We start from the raw sequence: 26,500 nt of genomic DNA on the forward strand, positions 1-26,500 counted from the left end.
CGCGGACGACGTCGGCCACGGTGTCGGCGGCGCCGCGCAGGCGGTCGACGAGCGTGGGCAGGTCGAGGTCGGAGGCGAGGAGGAACTCGGTCATCTGGGACCGGACGTACTCGCGCGGCCAGGAGCACCGAGAAGTCGCCCGCCTCCGGGTCCGCCTCCAGGCCCGCCCGCACCACGTCGGTGTAGCCCGCCTCGGCCAGCAGCTCGGGCCACCGCCACGAGGACGGCGGCGGCGAGCCGGGCCGCGCGTCAGGGTCGCCGGCGTCCCAGAACTCCGGCGCCAGCCCGAGGAAGGGCAGCAGCGGCTCCACCCGGTGCGGCCCGGCGGCCAGCAGCTTGCCGCCCGGCGCCAGGAGCGGGGCCAGCCCGCGCAGCGCGCCGGTCACGTCCCGCGCCAGGTGCAGGCACCCGGCCGCCACCACGAGGTCGTACCCGCCCGCGCGGTGCCCCTGCGCGACGGGGTCGGCGTTCAGGTCGAGCAGGCCGAACTCGACGACGTCCGTCCCGGCCAGCCGCTGCCGCAGCCGGGTCAGCACCGGCTCGGCCACGTCGGTGACCGTGTAGCGGACGCGGCCGGTGGGCAGGACCGCCAGCAGCGCCGCCGTGGTGCCGCCCGTCCCCGCGCCCACCTCCAGGACCCGCAGCGGCCGGTCCGCCGGCCACCCCTCGACGACCTGCTCCACCAGCGCCCGCGCGATCCTGTTCCCGAACAGGCTCACCGGGCCCACGTCGTGGTACTGGTCCAGGAGCTCGCCGGCCCCGTCGGCGCCGAACACCTCGGCCGCCGGGACCTCCCCGGCCAGCAGCTCGCGCGTCCGGAGCGCGGCCCGCACGGCGAGCGCGGTCTGCGCCGCGAAGGCCGCCCCCGCCTCGGCCAGCTCCCGCAACTCGGCCGCGTCCGCCGCGGGCGGAATCAGCCGGACCCCCTCCTCGCCCCGGCGCTCCAGCACACCGTGCCGTTCCAGCAGCGGCAGTGCCGCCCGGACCGTCCTGCGATGACCCGCCTCCCGGCAAACGGCCACCAGCCCATCCACCGTCAGCCCGTCCCGGCCGCCGGTCAGGTCGGCGAGGGCTGCCGCCAGCGTGTGGGCGAACGTCTTCTCGAGCCGGGCCGCGTACGCCGGAGAGCGCAGCTCGGCCCAGGCGGAGCGCACCTCGGTCAGCCGCCGGCCGGCGGCGGCGAGGATGCGCGCCGGATCGGCGCCCGGCCAGGCGCCCGCCGGCTCGCCGGGACGGGGGGCGGCCCGCAGCTCGACGTGATACCGCTCGGCCCGCGTGGTGTGGGTGCCCGGCGTCCGGCGCAGCCTGACGCCCTCCATCTCGGCCGCCACCCGGCCGTCGGCCCCGGCGACCGTGATGTCCCAGCACACCTCCTCCAGGCTGCTGGAACGTTCCCGTACGTGCACGAAGCCCTCCGGGTCGGGCCTGCCCCACACCCGGACCGCGCCGATCGCCGCCGGCATGTAGCCGGTGCCGTCCACCAGCGCGTCCACCAGCCACAGCACGCCCGCCTGCAGGGCGCTGTCCAGAAGCACCGGATGCGCCTGGTAGCGCTCGTCCCGCTGGCCGGGACACGCGTACGCGCCCAGCACCTCGCCCCGCCCCCGCCACAGCCCGGTCAGCACCCGGAACGCCGGCCCCCACACCATGCGCCCCTCGGCCGCCCGCGCGTAGTAGGCGGGCACGTCCACCGGGTCCGCGACGCGGCCGCGCAGCTCCGCCAGGTCGAGCGGCGGCGGGGCAGCGCGCAGCAGCGGACGCACCCGCGCCCGGAAGTGCTCGCGCGCCTGCTGCCCGCGCGCCGTCGTGCTCGCCACCGTGATCGTGCCCGTGTCGGCGGACAGCGACGTCTGCGCGCAGACCGGCTCCGCGCTCGGCCCCGGCACCACCAGCGCGCGGGTGATCTCCGCCCGGTCCACCTCGACGGCCTCGGCGGCGTCCGGGAGCGCCTGCCGCCCCGCCGCCAGCGCCATCTCCACGTACCCGGTCGCGGGCATCACGGCCGCCCCGCCCGCCCGGTGATCGGTCACCCACGGCACCCGGACCTGGTCGATCTCCCCGTACCAGGTGGGTTCGAGCGTCGGCAGCCGCTGGCCCAGCAGCGGGTGCACGATCGCGGGGTCGCCGATCGTGCGCGCCCAGGTCAGCGGGCCGCCCGTCCAGTGCCGCTGCCTCTGCCACGGGTAGGCGGGCAGTGACCGCACGGCGCCGGCGTGGGGGAAGTGGTGGTCCCAGTCGATCTCGCCCCCGGCCGCCACGACGCCCGCCACCGCCGCGTCCACGGCGGCGGGCCCCGCGACCGCGTCGTCCGCCGCTCGCGCCCCGGGCCGGCGCAGCGTCGGCACCACGGCCGCGCGGACCCGGGCGGCGCCCGAGACGCGCCGCAGGTACGCCTGCAGCACCGGGTGCGGGCCCACCTCCACCAGCACGTCGAACCCCTCGGCGAGCACCCGTTCGACCGCGGCCGCGAACCGCACCGGCCGCCGCACGTTCTGCCACCAGTACGCCGCGTCGAGCTCCTCGCCGGTCAGGACCTCGCCCGTCACCGTCGACACCATGGGAATGCGCGCCCGCGACGGCCGCAGCCCGTCGAGCGCCGCGGCCAGCGGCTCGCGCACCCCGTCCATGGCCGCGCTGTGGAACGGGTAGTCCACGTCCAGCTCGCGGAAGAACACCTCGCGCGCCGCCAGGTCCTCGCCCAGCAGCTTGAGCGCCTCCTGCGGCCCGGCCACCGTGACGTCGCGGCCCGAGTTCACCGCCGCCACCTCCACGCCGGGGTAGCCGGTCAGGAGCTGCCGGGCCTCCGCCTCCGGCAGCCCGGCCGCCGCCATCCGGCCCTGCCCGCGCGTCACCGACTGCGCCTGGCCGCGCCCCGCGATCACCTGTGCCGCCTGAGCCGCCGACAGCGCCCCGGCGGCGTACGCGGCGGCCACCTCGCCGACGCTGTGCCCCAGCACGGCGCCCGCCCGCACGCCCGCCGCCTCCAGCATCCCGGCCACACCGGCCTGGACGGCGAACAGCAGCGGCTGCGCCGCCTCCGTCGCGGGCAGCCGCCACCGGTCCGGCGGCAGCGCCAGCTCCTCCAGCACCGACCAGCCCAGCCGGGACGTCAGCTCGCCGTCGACCGCCTCGACGGCCTCCCGGAACGCCGGCTCGCCCAGCAGGCCGGCGCCCATCCCCGCCCACTGCGACCCGTTGCCGCAGAACACCAGCGCCACCCGCCCGTGCTCCACCGCCTCGCCGGTGACCGCCTTCGGCGCCCCTCGCCGGGTACGTGGCGCGCCCCCGGCGGCGTCCGCCTCCGGCGCCTCCTCCCGCGTACGTGGCGCGTCCCCGGCGGCGTCGTCCGATTCGGCGGGATACAGGCGCGACAGGCCGGCGGACGCCTCCGCCGGGGTGGCGGCGAGCACCACGGCGCGGTGCCGGTGCAGGCCGCGCCGCCGGGCGGCGGTGTAGGCCACGTCGTAGAAGGCGTCGTCGTCCACCGACGCCAGATGGCCGGCGGCGCGGGTCACGGCGTCCGCCAGCGCGCCGGGCGAGCGCGCCGACACGACGAAAGGCACCGGCGCGGCCCCCTCGGCCCGCGCCGGCGCCGCGGGCGGGGACGGCGCCGTGGGCAGGGGCGGCGCCGCCACCGCCACGTGCACGTTCGCGCCCCCGAAACCGAACGAGTTCACCCCCACCACGGTCCGCCCGCCCGTCTCGGGCAGCGCCTGGGGCCGGGTGACGACGCTCAGCCCGAGCCCGTCGAAGTCGATGTCCGGATTGAGCACCGAGGCGTGCAGCGACGCCGGGATCGTCCGGTGCCGCAGCACCAGCAGCGCCTTGAACAGCCCCGGCATGCCCGAGGCGGGCTCCAGGTGTCCCAGGTTGGTCTTGACCGAGCCGATCGGCAGCGGTCCGCCCGATCGCGCCGTGCCGAGCGCCCGTCCCAGCGCCCCGCACTCGGCCGGGTCGCCCGCCTGCGTGCCGGTGCCGTGCGCCTCCACGTACGCGACCTCGTCCGGGCCGACGCCGGCCTTCCAGTACACCTGCCGCAGCAGCGCCTCCTGCGCCTCGCTGCTGGGCAGCGCCAGCCCCACCGTGCGGCCGTCGTTGTTGGCGGCGGCCCCCACGATGACGCCGTGCACCCGGTCGCCGTCGGCGAGCGCGGCGTCCAGCAGCTTGAGCACGACCACGCCGCCGCCCTCCGCCCGGACGAACCCGTCGGCGCCGGCCGAGAACGCCCGGCACCGCCCGGTCGGCGACAGCATCGACGCCTGGCTGAACCCGATGAACCCCATCGGGTTCAGCAGCACGTTCACCCCTCCGGCCAGCGCCGTCCGGGTGGAGCCGTCGGCCAGCGCCCGGCAGGCCCGCTCCACCGCCTGCAGCGCCGACGAGCACGCGGTGTCGATGCTCATGCTCGGCCCGCGCAGGTCGAAGGCGTGCGACAGCCGGTTGGCCGCGATCGACAGCGCCATCCCCGACATCGTGTACGGGCCCATCGACCCGGGCTCCAGCGCCTGCAGCACCCCGTACGAAGGATCGGAGACCCCGACGAACACGCCCGTGTCGCTGCCCGCCAGGCGCGCCGGGTCGATGCCCGCGTCGTCGAACGCCTCGGCCGCCATCTCCAGCAGCAGCCGCTGCTGCGGGTCCATCGCGGCCGCCTCCTTGGGCGAGATCCCGAAGTAGGCGGCGTCGAAGCCGGTGACGTCACCGAGGAAGCCGCCCGCCCGCGTGTAGCTCCGGTCGGGCCGCGGGATGGACTCGTCGACGTACCGCTCGGCCTCGAACCGGTCCGGCGGCACGGTGCCGACCAGGTCGTCGCCGCGCAGCAGAGCCTGCCACAGCTCGTCGAGGTCGCGGATGCCGCCGGGGAGCCGGCACCCCACGCCCACGATCGCCACCGCCCGACGAGGCCACGCCTGCCCGTTCCCGCCTGCGCTCATACCGTCACCCTTCCGCTCGTCCGCGCACCCATGGCACCACAGCAGTAGGTGACCGAACAGCGACTGTTCGTATTCCTCCCCGGTGACGGTGGTGACTCCCGTTAAGGGATGGTGTGGTGGGCTTCGGAAACATAAGCGGTGTCGCAAAGAGTAGTCAATTGTGCGCGAAGAGTCTCTATACTCTGGCGTGCCGGTTCGCCTGTTCCGGCTCCCATGTCCGCCCCCGGAGCGAAGGCGAGGCGCCATGTCAGCCGAGACGGAGCCCGGGCGGGAGAGCGGTCCGGCGCCGGGCGGCACGCGATGGCCGCGCTTCGCGGCCGTGCTCGTCCCCGCCCTGGTGGCGGCCGCGCTCCTGGTGGGCCTCACCGGCACGGGCGGCGTCGCGGCGTCCTTCGCGCTGTCCGGCGAGCGGTTCAAGGTGTCGGCCGACCGGCTCGTGGGGCAGGGGTTCGCCCAGTACGGTGACGTGGCCACGACCACCGGAGGGCGGCGCCCGGTCCTCACCTCGGTGATCGGCCGCGCGCGGATCACCGGCCTGTGCCAGTCGGCGCTCGTGCACACCCCCGTCGGCCCGGCGACGTTCCTGGTCAGGGCGGGTGACGGCAAACAGCCCGTCGAGGCCACGAACCTGGTCATCGACCTGCACCAGCTCTCCGGCGACGCCGAGTTCGACGACATCGAGATCGGCCGCGACGCCGCCACCCTCGACACCCCCGCCGGTCTGGCAGGCCGCCCGGGCGACATCGGCCAGCAGGCCGCCACCGTGCGCATCACCGGCCTGAGGCAGATCGCGTACGCCGTCAACGCCGGCACGTTCCGCCTCCACGGGCTGCGGCTCAGCTTCCAGCCCGGCGACCACGAGTGCTTCTGACCCATGCCGAAGAGCCGATTCCGCCGCTGGCGTCAGAGCCGGCCGTTCTGGGGCGGACTGTGGGTGGCCGGCGGCGGGGGCGTCATCCTGCTCGCCCCGCTCGCCCCGCTCCCGCTCCTCATCCACCAGGGCTTCGCCGGGATCTCCGGCTACCTGGCGGGGGTCCTCCTCATCGCGGCCGGCCTGCTGAGCTGGTGGCAGCCCGGGCAGCGGGTGTTCCTCGGCGTCGCCGCCATCGCGCTGTCGCTCGGCTCATTCGTCACGTCCAACCTCGGCGGCTTCGGCGCCGGCATGCTCGCCGGCCTCACCGGCGGCGCGCTCCTGTGCGCCTGGGCACCCCCCGGCACCCGCACGGGCCGCACGGGCCGCACGGGGCGCGGCGCGGGTGGCGGGCGGGGGGCGTTGCAGGCCATCGCGGCTCTTCCGGTGGCGCTCACGCTCGCCCTGCCCGCCTCCCGGCCGCACGCCGCCGAACCGGCCGATTCCCGTCTCACGGCCGCGCGGCTCACCCTGTGGGGCGGCCGGATCGACGGGGTGGTGCGCCGGCCCGCCGGCCCCCGGCTGAAACTGTCCATGTCCGCCGTCGAGATCGCCGACGGCCTGCACTGGACGCCTGGCCCCGGTCCGGCCGTCCACCAGCGCTTCTCCCGGTTACGCCTGTCGGGCGGCGTCGTCATGTACGTGACGCGGCTGCGCGCCCGGATCGGCGGCGTCGCCCTCACGCTCACCCCCGCGCTGCCGCTGCCCCCGCTGCCGCTGCCGTCCATGACCGTCACGGACGTCGAGGCGTACGGGCTCCTCGTCCGTGCCCGCCACGCCGGCGTCGCCGGGCTGACGCAACGCGTACGCGCCTGACCGACGCCCCTGCCCTCACCGGCCGCGGTCCAGCGCCGGTCAGGGGCCGGTGTCGGCCTCCTGCGGCGCGGCCGGTCCGTACAGCTCGCGCAGGCACTCGCGGGCCAGCTGCAGCTCCTCGTGCACCTCGACGACCAGCACCGGGACGGCCGCGCCCGCGGGACTGACCGGCCCGTCGTCGGACCGGTTGCCGCGCACCGGCGGCTCCACCCCGAGCAGCCCCAGCCTGCGGCAGACCGCCTCGCGCACCTCCGGCTGGTCCCAGCCGATCTCCCCGGTGAACACCAGCGCGTCCAGGCGGTCCAGCGACGTGGCCGCGGCCGCGATCTCCCTGCTCACCCGGTGGCAGAACACCTCCAGCGCCAGCCCCGCGGCCCGGTCGCCGTCGCGCTCGGCCGCCACCAGGTCGCGGGTGTCGCCCGAGCGCCCGCCGGACAGGCCCAGCAGCCCCGACTCCCGCTCCAGCCCCCGGCGCAGCTCGTCCCGCGTCAGCCGGCCCTCCTCCAGCAGCCACAGCAGCATCCCGGGGTCGACGGCGCCCGACCGCTTGCTCATCGGCAGCCCGTCGAGCGGCGTGAACCCCATCGAGGTGTCCAGGCTGCGCCCGCCCGACACCGCGCACACCGACGCCCCGCCGCCCAGGTGCGCCAGCACCAGGCCGAGGTCGGCGACCGGGCGGCCGAGCAGCTCGGCGGCCCGGCCCGACGCCCACGCGTACGACAGGCCGTGGAAGCCGTAGCGGCGCAGCCCGTACCGGTCCCGCCAGGGCGCCGGCAGCGCGTAGACGGCGGCGGCGTCGGGCAGCCCGGCGTGGAAGGCGGTGTCGGGGCAGAGCACGTGCGGCACGGCGGGCAGCAGCTCGCGGGCCGCGTCCAGCAGCGCCAGCGCGGGCGGCAGGTGCAGCGGCGCCAGGCTCGTCAGGCCGCGCAGCCCGCGCACCAGCCCGTCGTCGGCGACCGCCGGGGCGCGCACCAGGTCGCCGCCGTGCACCAGCCGGTGCGCGACGGCCGCGACGTCCCGGTCCAGGTGACGGCCGAGGAAGCCGGACAGCTCCTCCCGGGCGGCGTCCGGCTCCATGGCGCGTTCGGCGTGCGCGCTGTCGACGACGCTGCCGCCGTCGACGAGGTCGAGGCGGAGGCTGGACGACCCCGCGTTCACCGTCAGCACCGCCGCCGGGCCGTCCCATTCCTGCGCCGTCATGTTCCTCCCTGCCCATCGCGTCCCCCGTCGGCGCTACCCGTGGGGCATGGCGTGACACATGGCATGGCGCGCCCTTTACGCTGCCGGGGGAGCACGTCGCCTGGGAGGGCCGCGAATGATCGAGTTCGGGTATGCCGGCACGCCGTTCGGACAGATCCACTACGCCGAGTGCGGGCGGGGCGAGCCCGTCCTGCTGCTGCACCAGACACCCCGGTCGTGGGACGAGTACCGGGAGGTGCTGCCGCTGCTCGGCCGCACCCGCCGGGCCATCGCCATGGACACGCTCGGCTTCGGCGCCTCGGCGCGGCCCCCCGAGCACAGCATCGAGGCGTACGCGCGGGGCGTGCTCGCCCTGATGGACGCCCTCGGCCTCGACACCGCCGCGATCGCCGGCCACCACACCGGCGGCATCGTCGCGATCGAGGCGGCCGGCCTGGCCCCGGGCCGGGTGAGCCGGCTGGTGCTGTCGTCCACGCCGCTGATCGACGCCGAGGCCAGGCGGGCGCGGCGCGACAGGCCGCCCGTCGACCACGTCGAGGAGGGGGCCGACGGGTCGCACCTGACCGCGCTGTGGGCGGGCCGGGCCGGCTTCTACCCGCCGGACCGGCCCGACCTGCTGGCCCGGTTCGTCCGCGACGCGCTGGCGGTCTGGCCGGACGTGGAGCTCGGCCACCGGGCGGTCGCCGCCTACCGCATGGAGGACCGGCTCGGGCTGGTCCGCTGCCCGGTCCTGTGCGTGGGCGCGTCGGCCGACCCGTACGCCTTCCCCGAGCTGGAGGCGCTCGCCGGACGCCTGCCGGGCGCGCGGACCGCGGTGATCGAGGGCGGCATGGTGCCACTGGAGTACCAGGCGGCCGAATTCGCCAGGGTCATCCAGAATTTCCTGGACGGTTAGCTTGTCCCCGGCGCCGCCCGGGTAGTCGAGCGCCCATGGAGATCACCCTGCGCGTGAACGGGGACGAGCGCACGCTGCCCGTGGATCCCCGCACCTCGCTGCTCGACCTGCTGCGCGAACGGCTCGGGCTGACCGGCTCGAAGAAGGGCTGCGACCACGGCCAGTGCGGCGCGTGCACGGTGCTGCTGGAGGGGCGGCGGGTCAACGCCTGCCTGCTCCTGGCCGTGGCCTGCGACGGCCTGGCCGTGACCACGGTCGAGGGGCTGGCCGGCGACGGCGCGCTGCACCCGCTGCAGGAGGCGTTCATCGCGCACGACGCCTTCCAGTGCGGCTACTGCACGCCCGGGCAGCTCTGCTCGGCCGCCGGGATGCTGGCCGAGCGCGGGCCCAGCGCCGTCACCGAGGACCTGGCCGCCGAACCCGGCCTGACCGCCGGGGAGATCCGCGAGCGGATGAGCGGCAACCTGTGCCGCTGCGGCGCCTACCAGGGCATCGTGGCCGCGATCGCGGAGGTGGCCCGGTGAAGCCGTTCGAGTACACGCGGGCCGGCGCCGCGGCCGGCGCGGTGGCGCTGTTCCGGCCCGGCGACATGTACCTGGGCGGCGGCACGAACCTGGTGGACCTCATGCGCCTCGGCGTGGCCGAGCCGGAGCGCCTGGTCGACGTCAGCCGGCTGCCGCTGGACCGCGTCGAGGCCGACGGCGACGGGCTGCGTGTCGGCGCCGCCGTGCGCAACAGCGACCTCGGCGCGCACCCGCTGGTCCTGGCCCGTTATCCGATGCTCGCCAGGGCGGTGCTGTCGGGCGCCTCCGGGCAGATCCGCAACATGGCGACCGTCGGCGGCAACCTGCTGCAGCGCACCCGCTGCCCGTACTTCCAGGACGTCTCCAAGCCGTGCAACAAACGGCTGCGGGGCTCCGGCTGCCCGGCGATCCCCGGCGACCACGCCCACCTGGCCGTGCTCGGCCACTCGCCGGCGTGCGTGGCCACCCACCCGTCCGACATGGCCGTCGCGCTCGCCGCGCTCGACGCCCGCGTGCACGTGACCGGCCCGGCCGGCTCGCGCGAGGTGCCGATGCCCGGCCTGCACCGGCTGCCGGGCGACGAACCGGACCGCGACACCGTGCTGGAGCCGGGCGAGCTGATCACCGCCGTGGCGCTGCCGCCCCCGCCGCCCGGCCGCGCCACCTACCGCAAGGTGCGCGAGCGGGCCTCGTTCGCGTTCGCGCTGGTGTCGGTAGCGGCCGCGCTCGACGTCGGCGCGGACGGCACCGTCGCCGGCGTCCGGCTGGCGCTCGGCGGCGTCGCGCACGCGCCCTGGCGCGCCACCCGCGCCGAGGCCGCGCTGCTCGGCGCCCCGGCCGGCGAGGAGGCCTTCGCCCGCGCCGCCGAGGCCGAGCTCGAACAGGCCGTGCCGCTGCCGCGCAACGCCTACAAGGTGCCGCTGGCCCGCAACCTGATCGTGCAGACGCTGAGGGAGCTGACGCCGTGAACCGCGTCGAAGGGCACGACAAGGTCACCGGCCGCGCCCGCTACGCCGTCGAGTACCCGGCGGGCGACGTCGCCTACGCCTGCCCCGTCCAGTCGGAGATCGCCAAGGGCCGCGTCACCGCGATCGACTCCGCGGACGCCGCCGCGATGCCCGGCGTGCTGGCGGTGCTGTCCAGCGACGACCCGCCGGACCTGGCCGAGGACGCCGACCCCGAGCTGCGCCTGTTCCGCGGCAGGGAGGTCGCCTACCGAGGGCAGTTCGTCGCGGCCGTCGTCGCCGACACCTACGAGAACGCCCGCGCCGCCGCCCGCGCCGTCCGCGTCACGTACGCGGCCGAGGAGCACGACGTGCTGCTGCGGGCCGACCATCCGGAGCTCTACCGGCCGGACAAGGTCAACCCGGGCTTCCCCGCCGACACCGAGAAGGGCGACGTCGCCGCCGGGATCGCCGGGGCCGCCGTCACCGTGGACGTCACCTACCGGACGCCGGTGCTGCACAACAACCCGATGGAGCCGCACGCCGCGCTCGCCGCCTGGGACGGCGGCGACCTGACCGTTCACGACTCCACCCAGGGCGCCGCCGCCGACCGCGACACCATCGCCCGCACCCTCGGCCTGCCGCCCGGCCGCGTGCGCGTGGTGTCGCGGCACGTCGGCGGCGGCTTCGGGTCCAAGGGCACCACCCGGCCGCACGCGATACTCGCCGCGCTCGCCGCCCGGGCCGCCGGCCGGCCGGTCAAGGTCGCGCTCACCCGGCAGCAGCTCTTCGACGTCACCGGCTACCGCACGCCCACGATCCAGCGCCTGCGCCTCGGCTGCGACGCCGGCGGCCGGCTGACGGCGATCGAGCACGAGGTGCGCGAGCAGAGCTCGACCCTCGTCGAGTTCGCCGAGCAGGCCGCCGTGCCCGCCCGCACCATGTACGCCACGCCGGCGCTGCGCACCGCGCACCGGCTGGTCCGGCTGGACGTCGCCACCCCGTCGTGGATGCGCGCCCCCGGCGAGTGTCCCGGCATGTACGCCCTGGAGTCGGCGATGGACGAGCTGGCCGCCGCCGCCGGGATCGACCCCGTCGAGCTGCGCGTGCTCAACGAGCCGGACGCCGAGCCGGCGGGCGGGCTGCCGTTCAGCTCCCGCAACCTGGTGGCCTGCCTGCGCGAGGGCGCGCGCCGGTTCGGCTGGGACCGGCGCGACCCGGCGCCCGGCGTCCGCCGCGAGGGCCGCTGGCTGGTCGGCACCGGCGTCGCCGCCTCCACCTACCCGGCCAAGCGGCGGCCCTCGCAGGCCACCGCCACCGCCGAGGACGGGAAGTTCGTGGTCAGGATCGCCGCCGCCGACATCGGCACCGGCGCCCGCACCGCGCTCACCGCCATCGCCGCCGCGACCCTCGGCGTGCCCGCCGCACGGGTACGGGTCGAGCTCGGCGACAGCGACCTGCCCGCCGCCCCGCTCGCCGGCGGCTCGATGGGCCTCGCCTCGTGGGGGTCGGCCGTCGTCCGGGCCTGCGAGGAACTGCTGCGCGACGGGAGGCACGGCACGGCCGACACCACCGCGGAGATCCAGGCGGGCGGCGGCTACGCCACGCACGCGTTCGGCGCGCAGTTCGCCGAGGTGCGGGTCGACCCCGCCACCGGGGAGACGCGGGTGCCCCGGCTGCTCGGCGTCTTCGCGGTCGGCCGCGTCATCGACCCCGACCTGGCCCGCTCCCAGTTCGTCGGCGGCATGACCATGGGGCTCGGCATGGCGCTCATGGAGGAGAGCGTCACCGACGAGGAGTTCGGCGGGTTCACCAACCACGACCTCGCCCAGTATCACGTGCCCGCCTGCGCCGACGTGCCGGACGTGCGGGCGTACTGGATCGACGAGGACGACCCGCACCTCAACCCGATGGGCGCCAAGGGCATCGGCGAGATCGGCATCGTCGGCACCGCCGCCGCCATCGGCAACGCCGTTCACCACGCCACCGGCCTCAGGGTCCGTGACCTGCCGATCACCCCGGCCAAGCTGCTCGCCGGGTTTTGACCCGCTTCACCAAGGAAGAGGAGATCCTCAGCAAGGACGAGGCCGGGAGGACGCGCATGGAGCAGGTGCCGGAGTCGGACAGGGAAACGCGGCAGGAGCGGGCCGACCGCAACTTCGTCGAGCTGCTGCAGGGCGCCCGGGTGGCGGTCACCGGGGTGCAGGTGCTGTTCGCGTTCCTGCTGACCGTGCCCTTCTCGCAGGGGTTCGTCCGGCTGAGCGCGTTCGACCGGTGGCTGTTCTACGTGGCGCTGGTCAGCGCGGCTATCGCGTCGATCTGCTACATCGCGCCGGCCAACCAGCACCGGGTGCTGTTCCGGCAGGGCATGAAGGAGAAGCTGGTCCGGCGCTCCAACCTCTACGGGATCGCCGGGGCGCTGGCGCTGGCCATGTCGATGACGGCGGCGACGATGCTGGTGACGGACTACCTGTTCGACTCGGCGCTCGCGTGGGGCACCGCCGGGGCGATCGCGGCGCTGGCGGCGTGGTCGTGGTTCGCGCAGCCGGCGTTCGACCGGCAGAGCTCCTCCGGCGAGGAGGAGGCTCAGCGGCGGTCGCGGCCGGGCGGCACGGGAGGGTGATCGGGCGGGAGCGCGGTGCCGTCGTCCTCGTCCGGGGCACGGCGGTAGGCGGCCCTGGCGATCACGTACGCGGCCACCGAGACGGTGATCACCTGGGAGACGCCGACGATCAGCAGCGGCCCGGCGACCTGCCACGTGGGCTCGCGCAGCCACATCGCCAGCAGCACCAGCAGCACGCTCAGCACCTGCGGCTTGGTGCCGGCGTGCATCCGGTCCAGGGTCGTGGGGAAGCGCATCAGCCCGGCCCCCGCCGACAGCGCGAGCCCGGCCCCGGCCAGCAGGCACACGGCCGCCGCCACGTCCGGCGCGCTCACCGCGACCTGCCGGGGAAGAACCGGGCGACCGACACCGACCCGACGAACCCGAGCAGCGACAGCACCAGCAGGATCGGCATGTCCGAATAGTCGCCCGTGGTCGCCGCGTACGCCCCCAGCCCGCACATCGCCAGCGACGTCACCACGTCCAGCGACACCGCCCGGTCCAGCATCGACGGCCCCCGCGCCACCCGGTAGAGCGCCGCCCCCGCGCCACAGGCGAGCAGCGCCAGCGTCACCACGTAAACCGCGTTCATCCCAGCTCCCTCCGGTCGGCCGAGGTGCCGAACGCCGCGACGATGCGCGACTCCAGCCCGGCCACCTCCTCGCGGCCCAACTCGGCCAGGTTCCCGCGCCGCCCCAGGATGTGCACGACCAGCTCCCGCCGCTCCCGCTGGAACTCCAGCACCAGACTCCCGGGCACGGTCGACAGCGCCACCATGACCATCATGATCATGGACTCGGACGAGGTGCGCAGCGGCACCCGGACCACGCCCGTCGGCGGCCGCCCCGGATGCAGCACCCAGAACACCACCCGCGCCGTCGAGCTCACCAGGTCGAGCGCGAACCACGCCAGGAACGCCGCGAACGGCACGGGCCGGAACCTGATGCCCGGGTCGAGCACCGGCAGCGGCAGCAGCCACACCGTCAGCGTCCCGGCCAGCACCCCGCCCACCAGCGTGAGCGCCGACACGCTGCCCCACAGCATCACCCAGATCAGCGTCAGCCAGGCCACCAGCGGCACCGGCACCGGCCTGCCGAACACCGTCGGCGTGAGCAGTTTCGGCATCATCGGCCCCTCCCCAGGACCGCGGAGACGTACGGCTCCCGGGCCATGAGCTCGGCGGCCGCGCGGTCCGTCAGCGCCGACAGCGGCCCGGCGAGCACGGTGAACGACAGCCCGAGCACCACCAGCGCGGCCGTGGAGCCGACCAGCGCCAGCGGCATCGTGGTCGTGGTCACGACCGGGTCCTCGCCGGTGGACTCGTCGCTCTCCACCACCGTCCCGGCCACGGCCGGCTCCGGCGCCCGCCAGAACGCCTTCCCCCACACCTTGGCCACCGCGTACAGGGTGAGCAGGCTCGTCACGAGGCTGCCCGCGACCAGCAGCAGCGCCAGCGGAGCGCCGTCGGCGAGCCCTGCCTGGATGAGCGCCAGCTTGCCCAGGAAGCCCGACATCGGCGGGATGCCCGACAGGTTCAGCGCCAGGATCAGGAACAGCAGCGCGATCAGGGGCGTGAGCGTCATCAGGCCGCCGAGCCGCTCCACCCGCGTGGTGCCGGTGCGCCGTTCGATCAGCCCCGCCACCAGGAACAGCCCGGTGGTCACCGTGATGTGGTGCACCACGTAGAAGATCGCCCCGCTCAGCCCCTGCACGGTCGAGAGCGCCACGCCGAACACCATGTAGCCGATGTGGCTGACCAGCGTGAAGGAGAACACCCGTTTGATGTCGGTCTGCGCGACCGCGCCGAGCACCCCCACGAGCATGGTCGCCAGCGCCACCCACATGAGCAGCGTCGCCACCGGCCCGCCGGGGAACAGCAGCGCCTCCAACCGGATGATCGCGTAAACGCCGACCTTGGTGAGCAGCCCGGCGAAGACCGCGGTGGCCGGCGCGGGAGCCGTCGGGTAGGAGTCGGGCAGCCACGCCGACAGCGGGAAGATCGCCGCCTTGATCGCGAAGGCGAGCAGCAGCGTCAGTTCGATCAGCAGCTTCACGTGCGTGTCCAGCGGCCCGAACCGCTCGGCGAGCTGCGCGAACGACAGCGTGCCCGTCGCGGCGTAGGTGACGGCCAGCGCGATCAGGAACAGCATCGACGAGGCCAGCCCCATCACGGTGTACGTGGCCCCGGCCCGGATCCGCGACTGGGTGCCGCCGAACGTCAGCAGCACGTACGAGCCGCTCAGCAGCATCTCGAACGCCACGAACAGGTTGAACAGGTCACCCGACAGGAACGCGTCCGCCACCCCGGCGACCATCACCAGGAACGCCGGATTGAAGATCGCCATGGGCGCGTCGTGCTCCTGGTCGGCGTACGAGCCCACCACCGCGTACGCCATCACGCACAGCGTCACCAGCGTCGAGACCACCAGCATCAGCGTGGACAGCCGGTCGGCCACCAGGCAGATGCCCAGCGGCGACTCCCAGCCGCCCAGCTCGGTGACGACCGGCCCGTGCGCGTCCACCTCGAACAGCAGCACCAGCGACACCACCGCGGTGATGGTCAGCGTCCCGATGCTGATGAGCGACTGCAGGTGGCGCAGCCGCGCGCCGATGGCCAGCTTCACCCCGGCCGCCAGCAGCGGCAGCAGCACCGGCACCGCGATGAGGCTCTCCACTAGTCGTCGCCCTCCAGCTCGGGGTCGAGCGCGAGCGCCTGCCGCGCCCGCTCCTCCCGGATGGCGTGCCGCATCAGCCTCAGCGCCTCGCGCCGCCGCAGCCGCAGCCGCCGCCGCGCCTCCTTCTCCGTGGGCCGCTGCACCCGTTCCTCGGCGAGCAGCCGCCGGTACTCCTCCTGCCTGCGGCGCACCGCCTCGCTCAGCTCGCCCGCCCGCGCGCGCAGCCGCACCCGCCGGTCCTCGGTGTCGTCCTGCACCTCGTCGCTCCCGGTGAGCTGCCACGACCGGTGCACCATGGCCAGCAGGAACGCGGTCACGCCCAGCGTGATGACGATCGCGGTGAGCACCATCGCCTGCGGGAGCGGGTCGGCCATCTCCTCCGGCGCGAACCGGCCCAGGATCGGCGGGCTGCCGGGGCCGCCCCCGGACGTGACGATGAGCAGGTTCACCCCGTTGCCCAGCACCACCACGCCCGCCAGCAGCCGGACCAGGCTCCGCTCCAGCAGCAGCGTCACCCCGGTGGCGATCAGCGCGCCGGCGGCGGCGAACGGCAGCAGTGTGATCGTCATGACGCGTCCTCCGTCTCGATCTGCCGGTCCAGCTCGGCGCCGAGGGCGCGCAGCACGTCCTGGACCATCCCCACCACGGTCACGTACACGCCGAGGTCGAACAGCAGCCCCGTCGACAGGTGCAGGGTGCCGAGCAGCGGCAGCGTCACGTCGGCCGCCAGCATCGTCAGCGCCGCCCCGCTCGACAGCAGCCCGGCCAGCGCGGTGCCGGTCGACAGCGTCAGCCCGGCGCCGAGCAGCACGCCCGCGTGCACCGGCACCGCCGCGGCCAGCTCGTACCGCCCGCCCGCCAGATAGCGCACAGTGATCGCCAGCCCGGCGACGATGCCGCCGGCGAACCCGCCGCCCACCTTGCTGTGCCCCACCAGCAGCAGGTACACCGACAGCACCAGCACCGTGTGGAACGTCAGCCGCGCGGCCACCTCGAACGCCAGCGCCCGCTCCCCCCGGGGCAGCGCCGAGCTCAGCCAGTGCGGCCGCCCGGCCGGCCGCGTCCCGCCGCCCTCGTCCCGCTCGATCGTGTACGAGGTGCGGCGCAGGAACACCAGGCTGGTGACGCCCAGCGTGAGCACCACGAGCACGGTGCTCTCGCCCATCGTGTCCCAGGCGCGGATGTCGAGCAGCAGCGCGCTGACGATGTTGTGCGCCCCCGCCCGCTCGGCCGCGCCCGCCATGAGCCCGCCGACGGGCTCGGCCTGCCGGGCCTCCATGGCCAGCATCCCGGCGCCCACCGTCACCGCCCCGACGACCACCCCGATCCCCAGCCGGAACGGGAACCGCAGCCGGGCGGAGACCGGCTCGATCGGCAGCCGCCGCAGCACCAGCGCGAACACGACCAGGCTCAGCGTCTCGGCGAGGAACTGGGTCAGCGCCAGGTCGGGGGAGCCGTGCGACAGGAACAGCAGCGCGGTCCCGTACCCGGTGAGCCCGCACATCACCGCGAGCAGCACGTACGCGCGGGCGGCCAGCGCGAGCGCGGCCCCCGCGATCATCAGCACGACGATGAACGGCTGCTCGGGCCGCTGCCAGGCGACGATGTCCAGGCTCAGGTCCGGCGGCGTCACGTACAGGAAGGAGAACAGGCCGAGCGCGGCCACCGACGCCAGCGTGAGCAGCAGGTAGTCCGGCACCGAGCCGCGCTGGATGATGCCCGTCGCCTGGATCGCGAACAGGTCCAGCCGCCGCATCACCGACCAGAACAGCGTCGCCGAGTCGACCAGTTGCAGCGCGGCGCCGATCCGGGCCACCGGCCGCCGCGCCCAGAACAGCAGCCCGCCCGAGGCGAACGCCAGCAGCGACAGCAGCAACGGCACCGCCGCGCCGCTCCACAGCGCCAGATGAGTGCCGTGCCCGGCGTCGCGGAAGGAGCCGGTGTAGCCGGCCATCGCCGCGTCGTACACGCCCGCCAGCGGCGCGAGCACCACCCCCAGCACCGCCAGCAGCGCCGCCGGGGCGAACATCGCCGCCGGCGTGCGGTGCGCCGGCGTCGGCGGCAGCCCCGGCTTGGTGGCGAAAGCGCCCCACAGGAAGCGCAGCGTGTAGCCGACGGTCAGCGCCGAGCCGAGCACCACCCCGGCCAGCGCCGCCGTGTCGAAGGTCTCCCAGGTGAGCAGCGACTCCAGCGCCGCCTCCTTGCCGACGAACCCGGCCAGCGGCGGCAGCCCCGCCATCGACGCGCCCGCCAGCACCGCCGCCGCGCACAGCCACGGCGCCGACCGCCACAGCCCGCTCAGCCGGTTCAGGTCCCGCGTGCCGGTGGCGTGGTCCACCGCGCCGACCACCAGGAACAGCGCCGCCTTGAACAGCGCGTGCGCCAGCAGCATCGCCACCCCCGCCAGCGCCGCGTCGCGGGTGCCGATGCCGAACAGGATCGTCAGGAAGCCGAGCTGGCTGACCGTGCCGTAGGCCAGCAGCCGCTTGAGGTCCGTCTCGCGCAGCGCCCGCCAGCCGCCCAGCACCATCGTCAGCACGCCCAGCGGCACCGCCACCGCCCGCCACACCGGCACGTCCCCGAACGCGGGCGCGAGCCGGGCCAGCAGGTAGACGCCCGCCTTGACCATCGCGGCGGCGTGCAGGTACGCCGAGACGGGCGTCGGCGCCGCCATCGCGGCTGGCAGCCACGTGCTGAACGGGAAGATCGCCGACTTCGCCAGCGCCCCCGTCAGCACCAGCGCCAGGGCCGCCACGACCGGCCCGCCCTCCGGCGGGTCCGCCACGATCGCGGAGATCCGGTACGTGCCCGCCGCCTGCCCGATGATCACGAACCCGGCCAGCATCGCCAGCCCGCCGAACGTGGTGAGCATCAGCGCCTTCATCGCCGCCCGCCTGCTCGCCCGGCTCTCCGGGTCGTAGCCGATGAGCAGGTACGAGAAGACCGTCGTCAGCTCCCAGAACACGTACAGCAGGAACAGGTCGTCGGCCATGACCAGCCCCAGCATCGCCCCCGCGAAGGCCAGCATGAAGCCGCCGAACCTGGCCAGGCCCGCCTCGCCGGCCGGGAAGTAACGCGAGCTGTAGACCATGACCAGCAGCCCGACGCCGGTGACCAGCGCCATCATGAGCACGCCCGGCTCGTCGGCGCGGAACGACAGCGACAGCCCGAGCGCCGGCGCCCACGGGGTGCTCGACCGCTCCGGCACGCCCGACACCAGCACCCACAGCGAGTAGCAGAAGCCGGCGGCCGGGGCCAGCGCGAGCAGCGGGAAGGCGTCCCGCCCCAGGAGCCGGGTCAGCCATGGAGCGCAGATGGCGGCTGCCGCGTGCAGGATGAGCAGCGACTCCATGGTCTCCTCGGGCGGGCGTCGGCACTGTCACCCACTGTCACGGCCCCCGAGGCCGGCACGGCGCAGGCGCGGCACGGGTTGACCGGAACCTCACCACCCCATGAGGCGTAACAAACCGGATGACCTGCCCATAAGCGCATGCCGTCCGCCGCTCCGGGTATCGGAGAGAGGCACGACGACCAGGGGAGCAGCGCCATGACGACGCAGAACCAGCCCGTCGGTGGCCTGGCCACCACCGACCACGAGGTGATCCGCAAGTGGGCCGACGAGCGCGGCGCCGTCCCCGCCACCGTGTCGGGGACCGAGCACGACGAGCGAGCGTGCGTGCTCAGGTTCGACTTCCCCGGCTTCGGCGCGGACGACCTGGAGGAGATCTCCTGGGACGACTGGCTGCGCGTCTTCGACGAGCACGAGCTCGCCTTCGTCTACCACGAGCACGGGGACGACGGCAGGACGAGCAACTTCTTCCGGCTGACGAGCCGGCAGCGGGCGGACGCCTGAGGCTCAGCCCGCGTCCGTGACCCGCCGGCCCACCTCGTCGGCCAGGCGGCGCAGCGAGTCCTCCAGCATGCCCTGCACCTCGTCGGAGCGGTCGCGCGAGGTCTTCTCGCTGGGCTCGTCCATCAGGGAGATGTGCACCGTCACCTCGCTGGTCCCGCTCTGGCCGTCGGCCACCTGCAGCCAGCCGGCGTATCCGGGGTGGTCGCGGCCGCCCCACTCCACCCGGAGCTGCTCGGCCGAGGCGCTGAACAGCCCTTCGTGCCTCCCCTCGCCGGGCACCACCTCGCCGCCCGCCTCCAGGGTGTTCGGCCCGCTGTCGCGCACCCACAGGCCGTGCGGCAGCCACCGGTTCACCAGGTCGACGTCCGACGCTACGCCGAACACCAGCGTGCTGTCCGCCGGCATCCCGCGCGTGGCCTCGTACTCCGCCATGACCAACCCCCGTTCGTCCCGTGCCGTCTGCCCGCACGCCCGGGCGGCAAACCGGGCGCCCCGGCGGCGAACCGGCGGCGCGTGCGGCACGCCGGGCATGGCACAGTGAGGCCATGCCCGACCCCCTTCCCCCCGCCGCGCCGGGCCGAGGTCAGGTGCGTGAGCTGCTGCACCGGGCCACGCGGCTGCTCGGCGAGGCCCGCACGCTGCGGCAGGAGCACGACGGCGCCCGCGACGCCGTGCACGCCGCCCTGTCGGTGCTGCGCGGGCGCCAGGCCAGGGCGGGGCTCGCCGCCATCCCGCTCACCAGGCTCAAGGACGCCACCGGCGGCCGGCTGCGGCTCGGCGCGCTGGAGGCCGCCGGGTACGCCACGGTCCTCGACGTCCTGGACGCGACCCCGTACGAGCTGCAGCGCCTGCCCGGCATCGGCCCCCGCACCCAGGCGCAGGCGCACGCCGCGGCGCGCGAGATCGCCCGTGCGGCGGAGGCGGCCGAGACCGTCCACATCGACGTCGAACGGCAGGACCCCGAGACCACCGCGCTGCTCGTCGCGCTCCACCGGCTCGTCGCCGCGGGGCCCGACCTGGCGCGCGCCCGCCGCACCGCCGACACGGCCGCCGGCGTGCTCGCCGAGCTCGTCCCGGCGGCGCGCCCGGCCGCCGGCTGGTGGCGCGCCCTCCTGGCCGGGGCCGGGCGCCGCGCCGCCGCGGCCGAGGCCGTCCAGCGGATCATCGGCCTGCTCGACGGCGAGGCCGGCACGCGGCTGCTCATCACCCAGGCCACCACCGACCTGCTCCGGCCCGCGCCCGGCGGCGCCGAGGCGTGGATCGACTACGAGCTGCGCGCCGCCGAATACCACAACCTGCTGGCGGAGATCGCCGCCATCGAGCCGCGCGACCGGGCCGCCGCCGAGGGATTCCTGCCCGACGACCTGTCCGCCCGCGTGCGCGGCCAGGAGCTCGACGACACCCACCTACGCGTCTCGCTCCGCGGCTACCAGGCGTTCGGGGCCAGGTTCGCGCTGGCGCAGCGCCGGGTCGTCCTCGGCGACGAGATGGGGCTCGGCAAGACCGTCCAGGCCATCGCGGCCATCGCGCACCTGGCCGCCCGCGGCGAGACCCGCTTCCTCGTCGTCTGCCCGGCCAGCGTGCTGGTCAACTGGGTCCGCGAGGTCGAGGCGCGCAGCACGCTGCGCGCCTACCGGCTGCACGGCGGCGAGCGCGCCCTCGCCGAGGCCGAGTGGGCCGAGCGCGGCGGCGTCGCGGTGACCACGTTCGAGGGGCTGCGCCGGCTGGCGGACGCGCCACCCGTCGGCATGCTCGTCGTGGACGAGGCCCACTACGTCAAGAACCCGGAAGCGCGGCGCTCGGTGGCCGTCGCCGGCTGGTGCGCCCGCGTCGAGCGGGTGCTGTTCGTCACCGGCACGCCCATGGAGAACCGGGTCGAGGAGTTCCGCGCCCTCGTCGGCTACCTCCAGCCGGGCGCGCTCGCCGGGCTCAGGGACAGCGACGCGGTCGCGGGCGCGCGGGCGTTCAGGCGCGCCGTCGCCCCCGTCTACCTGCGGCGCAACCAGGAGGACGTGCTCACCGAGCTGCCCGACCTGGTGCACGTGGACGAATGGGAGGAATTCAGCGCCGCCGACGCCACCGCCTACCGCGAGGCGGTCGAGGCGGGCCGGTTCATGGCCATGCGCCGCGCCGCCTACGCGGTGCCGGAGAAGTCGGCCAAGCTCGAACGGCTCCGCGAACTCGTCGGCGAGGCCGCCGCCGGCGGGCACAAGGTGGTCGTCTTCTCCTACTTCCGCGACGTGCTCGCCGCCGTCGGGGGAGAGCTCGGCGCCTGCTTCGGGCCGATCTCCGGCAGCGTCGCGGCCGAGCGCCGCCAGGAGATCGTCGACGCGTTCGCGGCGGCGCCCGGCCACGCGGTGCTGCTCAGCCAGATCCAGGCCGGCGGCGTCGGGCTCAACCTGCAGGCCGCCTCCGTGGTGATCCTCTGCGAGCCGCAGATCAAGCCCACCCTGGAGAGCCAGGCCGTCGCCCGCGCCCACCGGATGGGCCAGGTGCGCCGGGTGCAGGCGCACCGCCTGCTGTCACCGGACAGCGTGGACGAGCGCATGCTGCGCCTCCTGCACGCCAAGTCGGCGCTGTTCGACGCCTACGCCCGCCGCAGCGAGCTTGCCGAGTCGACCCCCGAGGCGGTCGACGTGTCGGAGCGGGCGCTGGCCCGCCAGATCGTCGAGGAGGAACAGCTGCGCCTGGCTACGGGCGCAGGCCCGTGAACAGGTCGTCCTCGTGCGCCGGCGCGTTGACGCTGCTCCGCACCCGGATGAACGCCTCATGGGAGAACGCCTGCTGCTGAGCCTCCTCCGGCATCCGCAGCAGGAAGATGTTCTCGCCCTGGCTCTCGTGCGAGCGCAGCGCCTTGAGCTTGCGCTCCACGAACGCGCTGACGTCGACGACCGTCGTCACCAGCTCGTCGGGGGTGCCGAAGTCGCCGGACGGCTCGAAGCCGGTCTCCAGCCCGCTGGAGCGCATCAGCTCGAACATGCGCTGGATCGCGGCCCGGGGGATGGCCGTGTGGTAGAGCTTGGCCGGGATGCCGGTCGCCTCGGCCGCCGCCATCGTGATGCGGTGCGCCTGCACGTGGTCGGGGTGGCCGTAGCCGCTGCCGCCGGTCTCGTCGTAGGTGACCACGACGTGCGGCCGGTAGCGCTCCATCAGCTCGGCCAGCCGCGCGGCGGCCACGTCGACCGCGACGTTGGCGAAGGCGTCGGGGTGCTGGTTGGTGTCCCAGCCCTGCATGCCGGAGTCGCGGTAGCCGAGCAGCTCCAGGTGCTCGATGCCGAGGTGCTCGACCGACTCGCGCAACTCGGCCAGGCGGCGCTCGGCGACCGCGTCGGCGTCGTGGCCGGGCTCGCCGGGCTTGACGCCGCCCGGGCCGTCGCCCTGCTCGCCGTTGGTGCAGGTGACCAGCACCGTGCGGACGCCCTCCCCGCCGTAGCGGGCCAGGACGCCTCCGGTGCTGAGACACTCGTCGTCGGGGTGGGCGTGCACGGCCATGAGGGTGAGCTGCTGATCCATGCAGGGAACCCTACTCGCCGCCTCCGACAGCGCGGCGGGCGACCACGGCCCGGCCCATCCCCGGGTCGTCGCAGAACGCGCCGTCCACGCCCGCGTCGAGCAGCTTCGACAGCCAGCCCATCACGTCACCGGTGGCGCGCCCGTACACCGGGCTGGCCGGGTCGCCGAGCCGGTGGTCGGCGGGAAGCTGGGAGTTCTCGTTGCGCACGGTCCACACGTGCACGTCCAGGCGCCTGCGGTGCGCGTCGGCGACCAGCGTCGTGGGGGCCTGGAGCCTGCCGTCGGCGCCGACGGGGATGACGCGGCGCGTGTCGACGCCGATCCCGTCGGCGTAGCGGGCCACCTCGCGCAGCCCGCCGGGCGTCACCATGTCGTCGTAGGTGCGGCTCTCGCCCGCCGCCACCCAGTCGTACGGCGCGCCGCCGTGCGTGATGAGCTGGATGAGCGGCAGCCGCGTCCTCCCGCTGAGGTCGCGCAGGTTCGCGGTCTCGAACGACTGGATGTAGGCTTTGCGCACCCGGTGGCGCTCCAGCACGTCGAGCAGCGGCTCCTCCAGCGACAGGCCGATGGAGTCGAAGTAGCTCGGGTGCTTGGTCTCCGGGTAGACGCCCACGCCGTGCCGCTGCGCGAGCCGGACGACCTCCTCGAACGTGGGGATCTCCGCCAGCCCGTCGAAGGCCGTGTTGCCGGGCCGCAGGTCGGGCACCCGCTCCTTGGCCCGCAGCGTCTTCAGCTCGGCCAGCGTGAAGTCCTCGGTGAACCAGCCGGTGACCGGGCGGCCGTCGATCGTCTTGGCGGCCCGCCGGGCGGCGAACTCGGGCCGGGACGCCACGTCGGTCGTGCCGGAGATCTCGTTCTCGTGCCTGGCCACCAGGACGTGGTCCTTGGTGGAGACCAGGTCGGGCTCGATGTAGTCGGCGCCCATGGCGATGGCCGCCTCGTAGGAGAGCATCGTGTGCTCGGGCCGGTGGGCGCTGGCGCCCCGGTGCGCGATGACAAGGGGGTCGTGGCCGCGGCGCTCGGCGGCGGCGGGAGTCGTCTGGAACACCACGACGGCGACCGTACCGCTGGACAGCACCGCCAGCACACTGGCGATCAACCTGCGCATCTTCATGGGCGTGACGCTAGAGCGCCGAGGTGGCCCGCGGGTTACGGGACGGGGAACGCCGGAGCGCCGCCAGGACGGCGATCAGCGCCAGCAGGAGCCAGCCCGCGATCAGCGCGACCAGCGCCGTCCAGCCCGCGTGCCCGTACACGGCGGTGCCCGCCGTGCCGCCCGCGCCGCTGCCCAGGTAGTAGCAGAGCGTGTAGAGGCCCGCCGCCCGGCCGCGCGCCCTCGGCGGCGCCTCGGCGGCCACCCACGCGCTGGCCACGGCGTGCGCCGCGAAGAACCCGGCGGTCAGCACCGCGAACCCGGCGGCCATCACGGGCAGCCGGTCGGGCAGCGTCAGCGCCGCCCCCGCCGCCGTCGTGACCAGCGCCGCCACCAGCGCGGGCCCCCGCCCCAGCCGGTCGACCAGCCGCCCGGCGGCCGCCGACGACACGGTCCCGGTGGCGTACGCCAGGAACACCAGCGACGCCACCGCCGGCGCCAGGTCCAGCGGCGGCGCGGTCAGCCGGAACCCGGCGGCGTTGTAGACCGCCACGAACGCCCCCATCCCCAGCGCCCCCACGGCGTACGGCACGACCAGCCGCCGCACCCACCCGCCGGCCGGCTCGTGCGCGCCCGGCCCGGGGGCGTGCCCGCCCCGCGCGGAGCGGGGGAGCGTGGCGGCCGCGAACACGGCGCAGGCCAGGGACACGCCCGCCACCACGAGCAGCGCCCCCTGCCAGCCGAGCGGCTCGGCGGTGAATCCCGCGCCGAGGCGTCCCAGCATGCCGCCCACCGAGTTCCCCGCGATCATCGCCCCCACGGCGGCAGGCAGCCGGGCCGCCCCCACCTGGTCGGCCAGGTACGCCGCCGCCACCCCGGGGAACCCGGCGATCGCCACTCCCTGCAACGCCCGCATGGCCAGCAGCACCCGGTAGTCGGGCGCCAGCGGCAGCAGCAGCCCGAGCACCGCGGAACCGATCACCGACCAGATGATGATCTTCCGCCGGTCGACCACCTCCGACAGCGCCGCCAGCGGCAGGACGGCCAGCGCGAGCGCCGTCGTGGCCACCCCCACCGTCAGCGAGGCGCTGCCCGGATCCAGCTCGTAGGCCCCCGCGAGCTGCGGCAGCACCGCCTGCGGCGCGTAGAGCAGGGCGAACGACGAGACGCCCGCCGCCGCGACGGCGGCACTGACCCGGCCGGTGGCGGCGGGAGCGCGAAGATCGGTGACCACCCGCCAAACGCTAAGCAAGGCTAATAAATACGTCCAATACCGTCGTGAGCGATAATTCATACTGTGCTGGATGAATTGATGGACGAGTCCGCCGACGACCGGCTCGCCGCGACGCTCGCTCCCGCCCTCGCGCTGCTGGCCGCCGTGGCCGAGACCGGCCACGTCACCCGGGCCGCCGAACTGCTCGGCATCCCCCAGCCCACCGCCAGCACACGCCTGGCCGCCCTCGCCGGCGCGGTCGGCGCGCCCCTCGTGATCCCCGCCGGTCGCGGCATCCGGCTCACGAGCGCCGGGCGCACCCTGGCCGCCTCCGCCGCCCGCGCGCTCGCCACCGTCGCCGCCGGCGTGCGGGAGGTGCGCGAGGAGGCCGACCCCGGCAGCGGGCACGTCAGGCTCGGATTCCTGCACCTGCTCGGCCGCTCACTGGTGCCGGGGCTGATCCGGCGCTTCCGCCGGCGCCACCCCCGGGTACGGTTCACCCTGGTGCAGGGCTCACGCCAGGACATGCTGCACGGGCTGCGCGAGGGCGAGATCGACCTGGTGTTCGTCGCGCCGCTGCCCGAGGGCGACCCCGCCCTGGCCGGCCGGGCGCTCACCGAGCAGGAGCTCGTCCTGTCGGCGCCGCGCGCGCACCGCCTCGCCGGGCGCTCCCGGGTACGCGCCGCCGAGCTCGCGGGGGAGGAGCAGATCATGCTGGAACACGGGTACGGGCTCCGCCAGATCGTCGACGACCTGTGCGCCGAGGCCGGGTTCGAGCCCCGGATCGCCTTCGAGGGACAGGAGTCGGAGACCGTGCGCGGGCTGGTGGCGGCGGGGCTCGGCGTGGCCGTCCTGCCCAGCACCGGTCCCGTGCCGCCCGGCGTGGTCGAGATCCCGCTGTCGCCGCCGGTCTACCGGACGATCGGCGTCACCTGGCGGGCGGACGACCCGCTCACCCCGGTCGTCCGCGCCTTCCGCGACCACGCGTGCGCGGCCCACACCGGCCGCGGCCCCCGCCCCCGGCAGTAGACCGGACGCTGTGACCGGCCGGATGGTGTGATCGGCCGGTTTCTGTCGGCGGCGCACGGCAGACTTGTCGGCCATGACACACGACGGTGACGCGGGGGTGCCCGGCTCGCTGGCCCGGGTGCTGGCCGAGGTGGCGGCCGAGCGGGCGGCGCAGGACGCGAGGTTCGGCATGCAGGCGCTGCCCGACGGCACCGGCGGCGCCGCCTCGGCCGGGGCGGCCGGCGCGGCCCGGCGCGAGACCGACGAGGCGGCCCGCGCAGGCGCGCTGACCTGGCGGCACATCCTCATGGAGGAGGTCC

23 protein-coding genes are annotated in these 26,500 nt (G+C 75.3%); 11 read left to right on the forward strand and 12 right to left on the reverse strand.

The features are described from left to right. On the reverse strand, positions 1 to 4,934 hold a 4,934-nt coding region (locus tag ADY59_RS34915), incomplete at its 3' end, for a type I polyketide synthase (protein WP_197094004.1). A 244-nt stretch (positions 4,935 to 5,178) separates the two neighbouring features. Here ADY59_RS34915 and ADY59_RS34920 point away from each other — a divergent pair. Continuing rightward, positions 5,179 to 5,805: a DUF6230 family protein gene (locus ADY59_RS34920; protein WP_049571596.1), complete on the forward strand. Its 627-nt coding sequence runs from the start codon at positions 5,179 to 5,181 to the stop codon at positions 5,803 to 5,805. A 3-nt stretch (positions 5,806 to 5,808) separates the two neighbouring features. Then, a complete protein-coding gene (locus tag ADY59_RS47760; RefSeq protein WP_053175446.1) occupies positions 5,809 to 6,660 on the forward strand; it encodes a DUF6114 domain-containing protein in 852 nt (283 codons plus the stop codon). 39 nt (positions 6,661 to 6,699) lie between these two features. On the opposite strand, the gene ADY59_RS34930 is transcribed toward ADY59_RS47760, so the two are convergent. Continuing rightward, a complete protein-coding gene (locus ADY59_RS34930; protein ID WP_049571598.1) occupies positions 6,700 to 7,860 on the reverse strand; it encodes an acetate/propionate family kinase in 1,161 nt (386 codons plus the stop codon). A gap of 115 nt (positions 7,861 to 7,975) precedes the next feature. On the opposite strand from ADY59_RS34930, the gene ADY59_RS34935 reads away from it, so the two are divergent. The 5 genes from ADY59_RS34935 to ADY59_RS34955 are packed head-to-tail and all read left to right on the forward strand — an operon-like array spanning position 7,976 to position 12,846. Beyond that, positions 7,976 to 8,755, forward strand: coding sequence for an alpha/beta fold hydrolase (locus ADY59_RS34935; protein WP_049571601.1), 780 nt, complete (start codon positions 7,976 to 7,978; stop codon positions 8,753 to 8,755). 35 nt (positions 8,756 to 8,790) lie between these two features. Next, positions 8,791 to 9,279 (forward strand): (2Fe-2S)-binding protein, encoded by a 489-nt coding sequence (locus tag ADY59_RS34940; RefSeq protein ID WP_049571604.1) that lies wholly within the window; start codon positions 8,791 to 8,793, stop codon positions 9,277 to 9,279. Further along, positions 9,276 to 10,247: an FAD binding domain-containing protein gene (locus ADY59_RS34945; protein ID WP_049571608.1), complete on the forward strand. Its 972-nt coding sequence runs from the start codon at positions 9,276 to 9,278 to the stop codon at positions 10,245 to 10,247. Before ADY59_RS34940 ends, ADY59_RS34945 begins: the two co-directional genes overlap by 4 nt. Next, positions 10,244 to 12,268 carry a xanthine dehydrogenase family protein molybdopterin-binding subunit gene (locus tag ADY59_RS34950; RefSeq protein WP_049571611.1) on the forward strand — a complete coding sequence of 675 codons (2,025 nt, stop codon included), beginning with the start codon at positions 10,244 to 10,246 and terminating at the stop codon, positions 12,266 to 12,268. Before ADY59_RS34945 ends, ADY59_RS34950 begins: the two co-directional genes overlap by 4 nt. Further along, positions 12,265 to 12,846 carry a DUF6328 family protein gene (locus ADY59_RS34955; protein ID WP_231619040.1) on the forward strand — a complete coding sequence of 194 codons (582 nt, stop codon included), beginning with the start codon at positions 12,265 to 12,267 and terminating at the stop codon, positions 12,844 to 12,846. The genes ADY59_RS34950 and ADY59_RS34955 overlap by 4 nt, the downstream gene beginning before the upstream one ends. Here ADY59_RS34955 and ADY59_RS34960 read toward each other — a convergent pair. Genes ADY59_RS34960 through ADY59_RS34985 form a run of 6 tightly spaced genes read right to left on the reverse strand, consistent with a single transcriptional unit; the run spans position 12,810 to position 18,852 of the window. Beyond that, positions 12,810 to 13,160, reverse strand: coding sequence for a cation:proton antiporter (locus ADY59_RS34960; protein ID WP_049571614.1), 351 nt, complete (start codon positions 13,158 to 13,160; stop codon positions 12,810 to 12,812). The genes ADY59_RS34955 and ADY59_RS34960 overlap by 37 nt on opposite strands. Then, positions 13,157 to 13,417: a monovalent cation/H+ antiporter complex subunit F gene (locus tag ADY59_RS34965; RefSeq protein ID WP_049571619.1), complete on the reverse strand. Its 261-nt coding sequence runs from the start codon at positions 13,415 to 13,417 to the stop codon at positions 13,157 to 13,159. The genes ADY59_RS34960 and ADY59_RS34965 overlap by 4 nt, the downstream gene beginning before the upstream one ends. Further along, positions 13,414 to 13,953 carry a Na+/H+ antiporter subunit E gene (locus tag ADY59_RS34970; RefSeq protein ID WP_049571623.1) on the reverse strand — a complete coding sequence of 180 codons (540 nt, stop codon included), beginning with the start codon at positions 13,951 to 13,953 and terminating at the stop codon, positions 13,414 to 13,416. Before ADY59_RS34970 ends, ADY59_RS34965 begins: the two co-directional genes overlap by 4 nt. Further along, the gene (locus tag ADY59_RS34975; protein ID WP_049571628.1) at positions 13,950 to 15,500 is read right to left on the reverse strand and encodes a Na+/H+ antiporter subunit D; all 1,551 of its coding nucleotides are present in this window, start codon (positions 15,498 to 15,500) and stop codon (positions 13,950 to 13,952) included. Before ADY59_RS34975 ends, ADY59_RS34970 begins: the two co-directional genes overlap by 4 nt. Further along, entirely contained in the window at positions 15,500 to 16,069 is a 570-nt protein-coding gene (locus ADY59_RS34980; RefSeq protein WP_049571630.1) for a Na(+)/H(+) antiporter subunit C, read from the reverse strand. Before ADY59_RS34980 ends, ADY59_RS34975 begins: the two co-directional genes overlap by 1 nt. Beyond that, positions 16,066 to 18,852 (reverse strand): Na+/H+ antiporter subunit A, encoded by a 2,787-nt coding sequence (locus tag ADY59_RS34985; RefSeq protein WP_049571633.1) that lies wholly within the window; start codon positions 18,850 to 18,852, stop codon positions 16,066 to 16,068. Before ADY59_RS34985 ends, ADY59_RS34980 begins: the two co-directional genes overlap by 4 nt. Before the next feature lie 195 nt (positions 18,853 to 19,047). Here ADY59_RS34985 and ADY59_RS34990 point away from each other — a divergent pair, with 195 nt between their 5' ends. Continuing rightward, complete coding sequence (locus ADY59_RS34990; RefSeq protein ID WP_049571659.1) at positions 19,048 to 19,353, forward strand: hypothetical protein; 306 nt, start codon at positions 19,048 to 19,050, stop codon at positions 19,351 to 19,353. 3 nt (positions 19,354 to 19,356) lie between these two features. On the opposite strand, the gene ADY59_RS34995 is transcribed toward ADY59_RS34990, so the two are convergent. Beyond that, a complete protein-coding gene (locus ADY59_RS34995) occupies positions 19,357 to 19,785 on the reverse strand; it encodes a hypothetical protein (protein ID WP_049571662.1) in 429 nt (142 codons plus the stop codon). 113 nt (positions 19,786 to 19,898) lie between these two features. Between ADY59_RS34995 and ADY59_RS35000 the strand changes: the two genes are divergently transcribed. Continuing rightward, complete coding sequence (locus ADY59_RS35000) at positions 19,899 to 22,064, forward strand: DEAD/DEAH box helicase (protein ID WP_049571637.1); 2,166 nt, start codon at positions 19,899 to 19,901, stop codon at positions 22,062 to 22,064. Here the strand turns inward: ADY59_RS35000 and ADY59_RS35005 are convergent. From ADY59_RS35005 to ADY59_RS35015, 3 genes are read right to left on the reverse strand one after another with little or no spacing between them, the layout of a single operon-like run. Beyond that, positions 22,045 to 22,866, reverse strand: coding sequence for a PIG-L family deacetylase (locus ADY59_RS35005; RefSeq protein ID WP_049571640.1), 822 nt, complete (start codon positions 22,864 to 22,866; stop codon positions 22,045 to 22,047). The genes ADY59_RS35000 and ADY59_RS35005 overlap by 20 nt on opposite strands. Positions 22,867 to 22,876: 10 nt before the next feature. Next, positions 22,877 to 23,980, reverse strand: a complete 1,104-nt coding sequence (locus ADY59_RS35010; protein ID WP_231619041.1) for a glycerophosphodiester phosphodiesterase — start codon at positions 23,978 to 23,980, stop codon at positions 22,877 to 22,879. A 10-nt stretch (positions 23,981 to 23,990) separates the two neighbouring features. Beyond that, entirely contained in the window at positions 23,991 to 25,193 is a 1,203-nt protein-coding gene (locus ADY59_RS35015; RefSeq protein WP_049571645.1) for an MFS transporter, read from the reverse strand. 63 nt (positions 25,194 to 25,256) lie between these two features. Here ADY59_RS35015 and ADY59_RS35020 point away from each other — a divergent pair, with 63 nt between their 5' ends. Beyond that, positions 25,257 to 26,201: a LysR family transcriptional regulator gene (locus ADY59_RS35020; protein ID WP_231619042.1), complete on the forward strand. Its 945-nt coding sequence runs from the start codon at positions 25,257 to 25,259 to the stop codon at positions 26,199 to 26,201. Positions 26,202 to 26,274: 73 nt separating this feature from the next. Then, positions 26,275 to 26,500: hypothetical protein (locus tag ADY59_RS51820; protein ID WP_049571665.1), on the forward strand; the 226-nt coding region annotated here is incomplete at its 3' end.

The organism is Nonomuraea sp. SBT364 (genome assembly GCF_001083785.1).
Lineage (GTDB): Bacteria > Actinomycetota > Actinomycetes > Streptosporangiales > Streptosporangiaceae > Nonomuraea.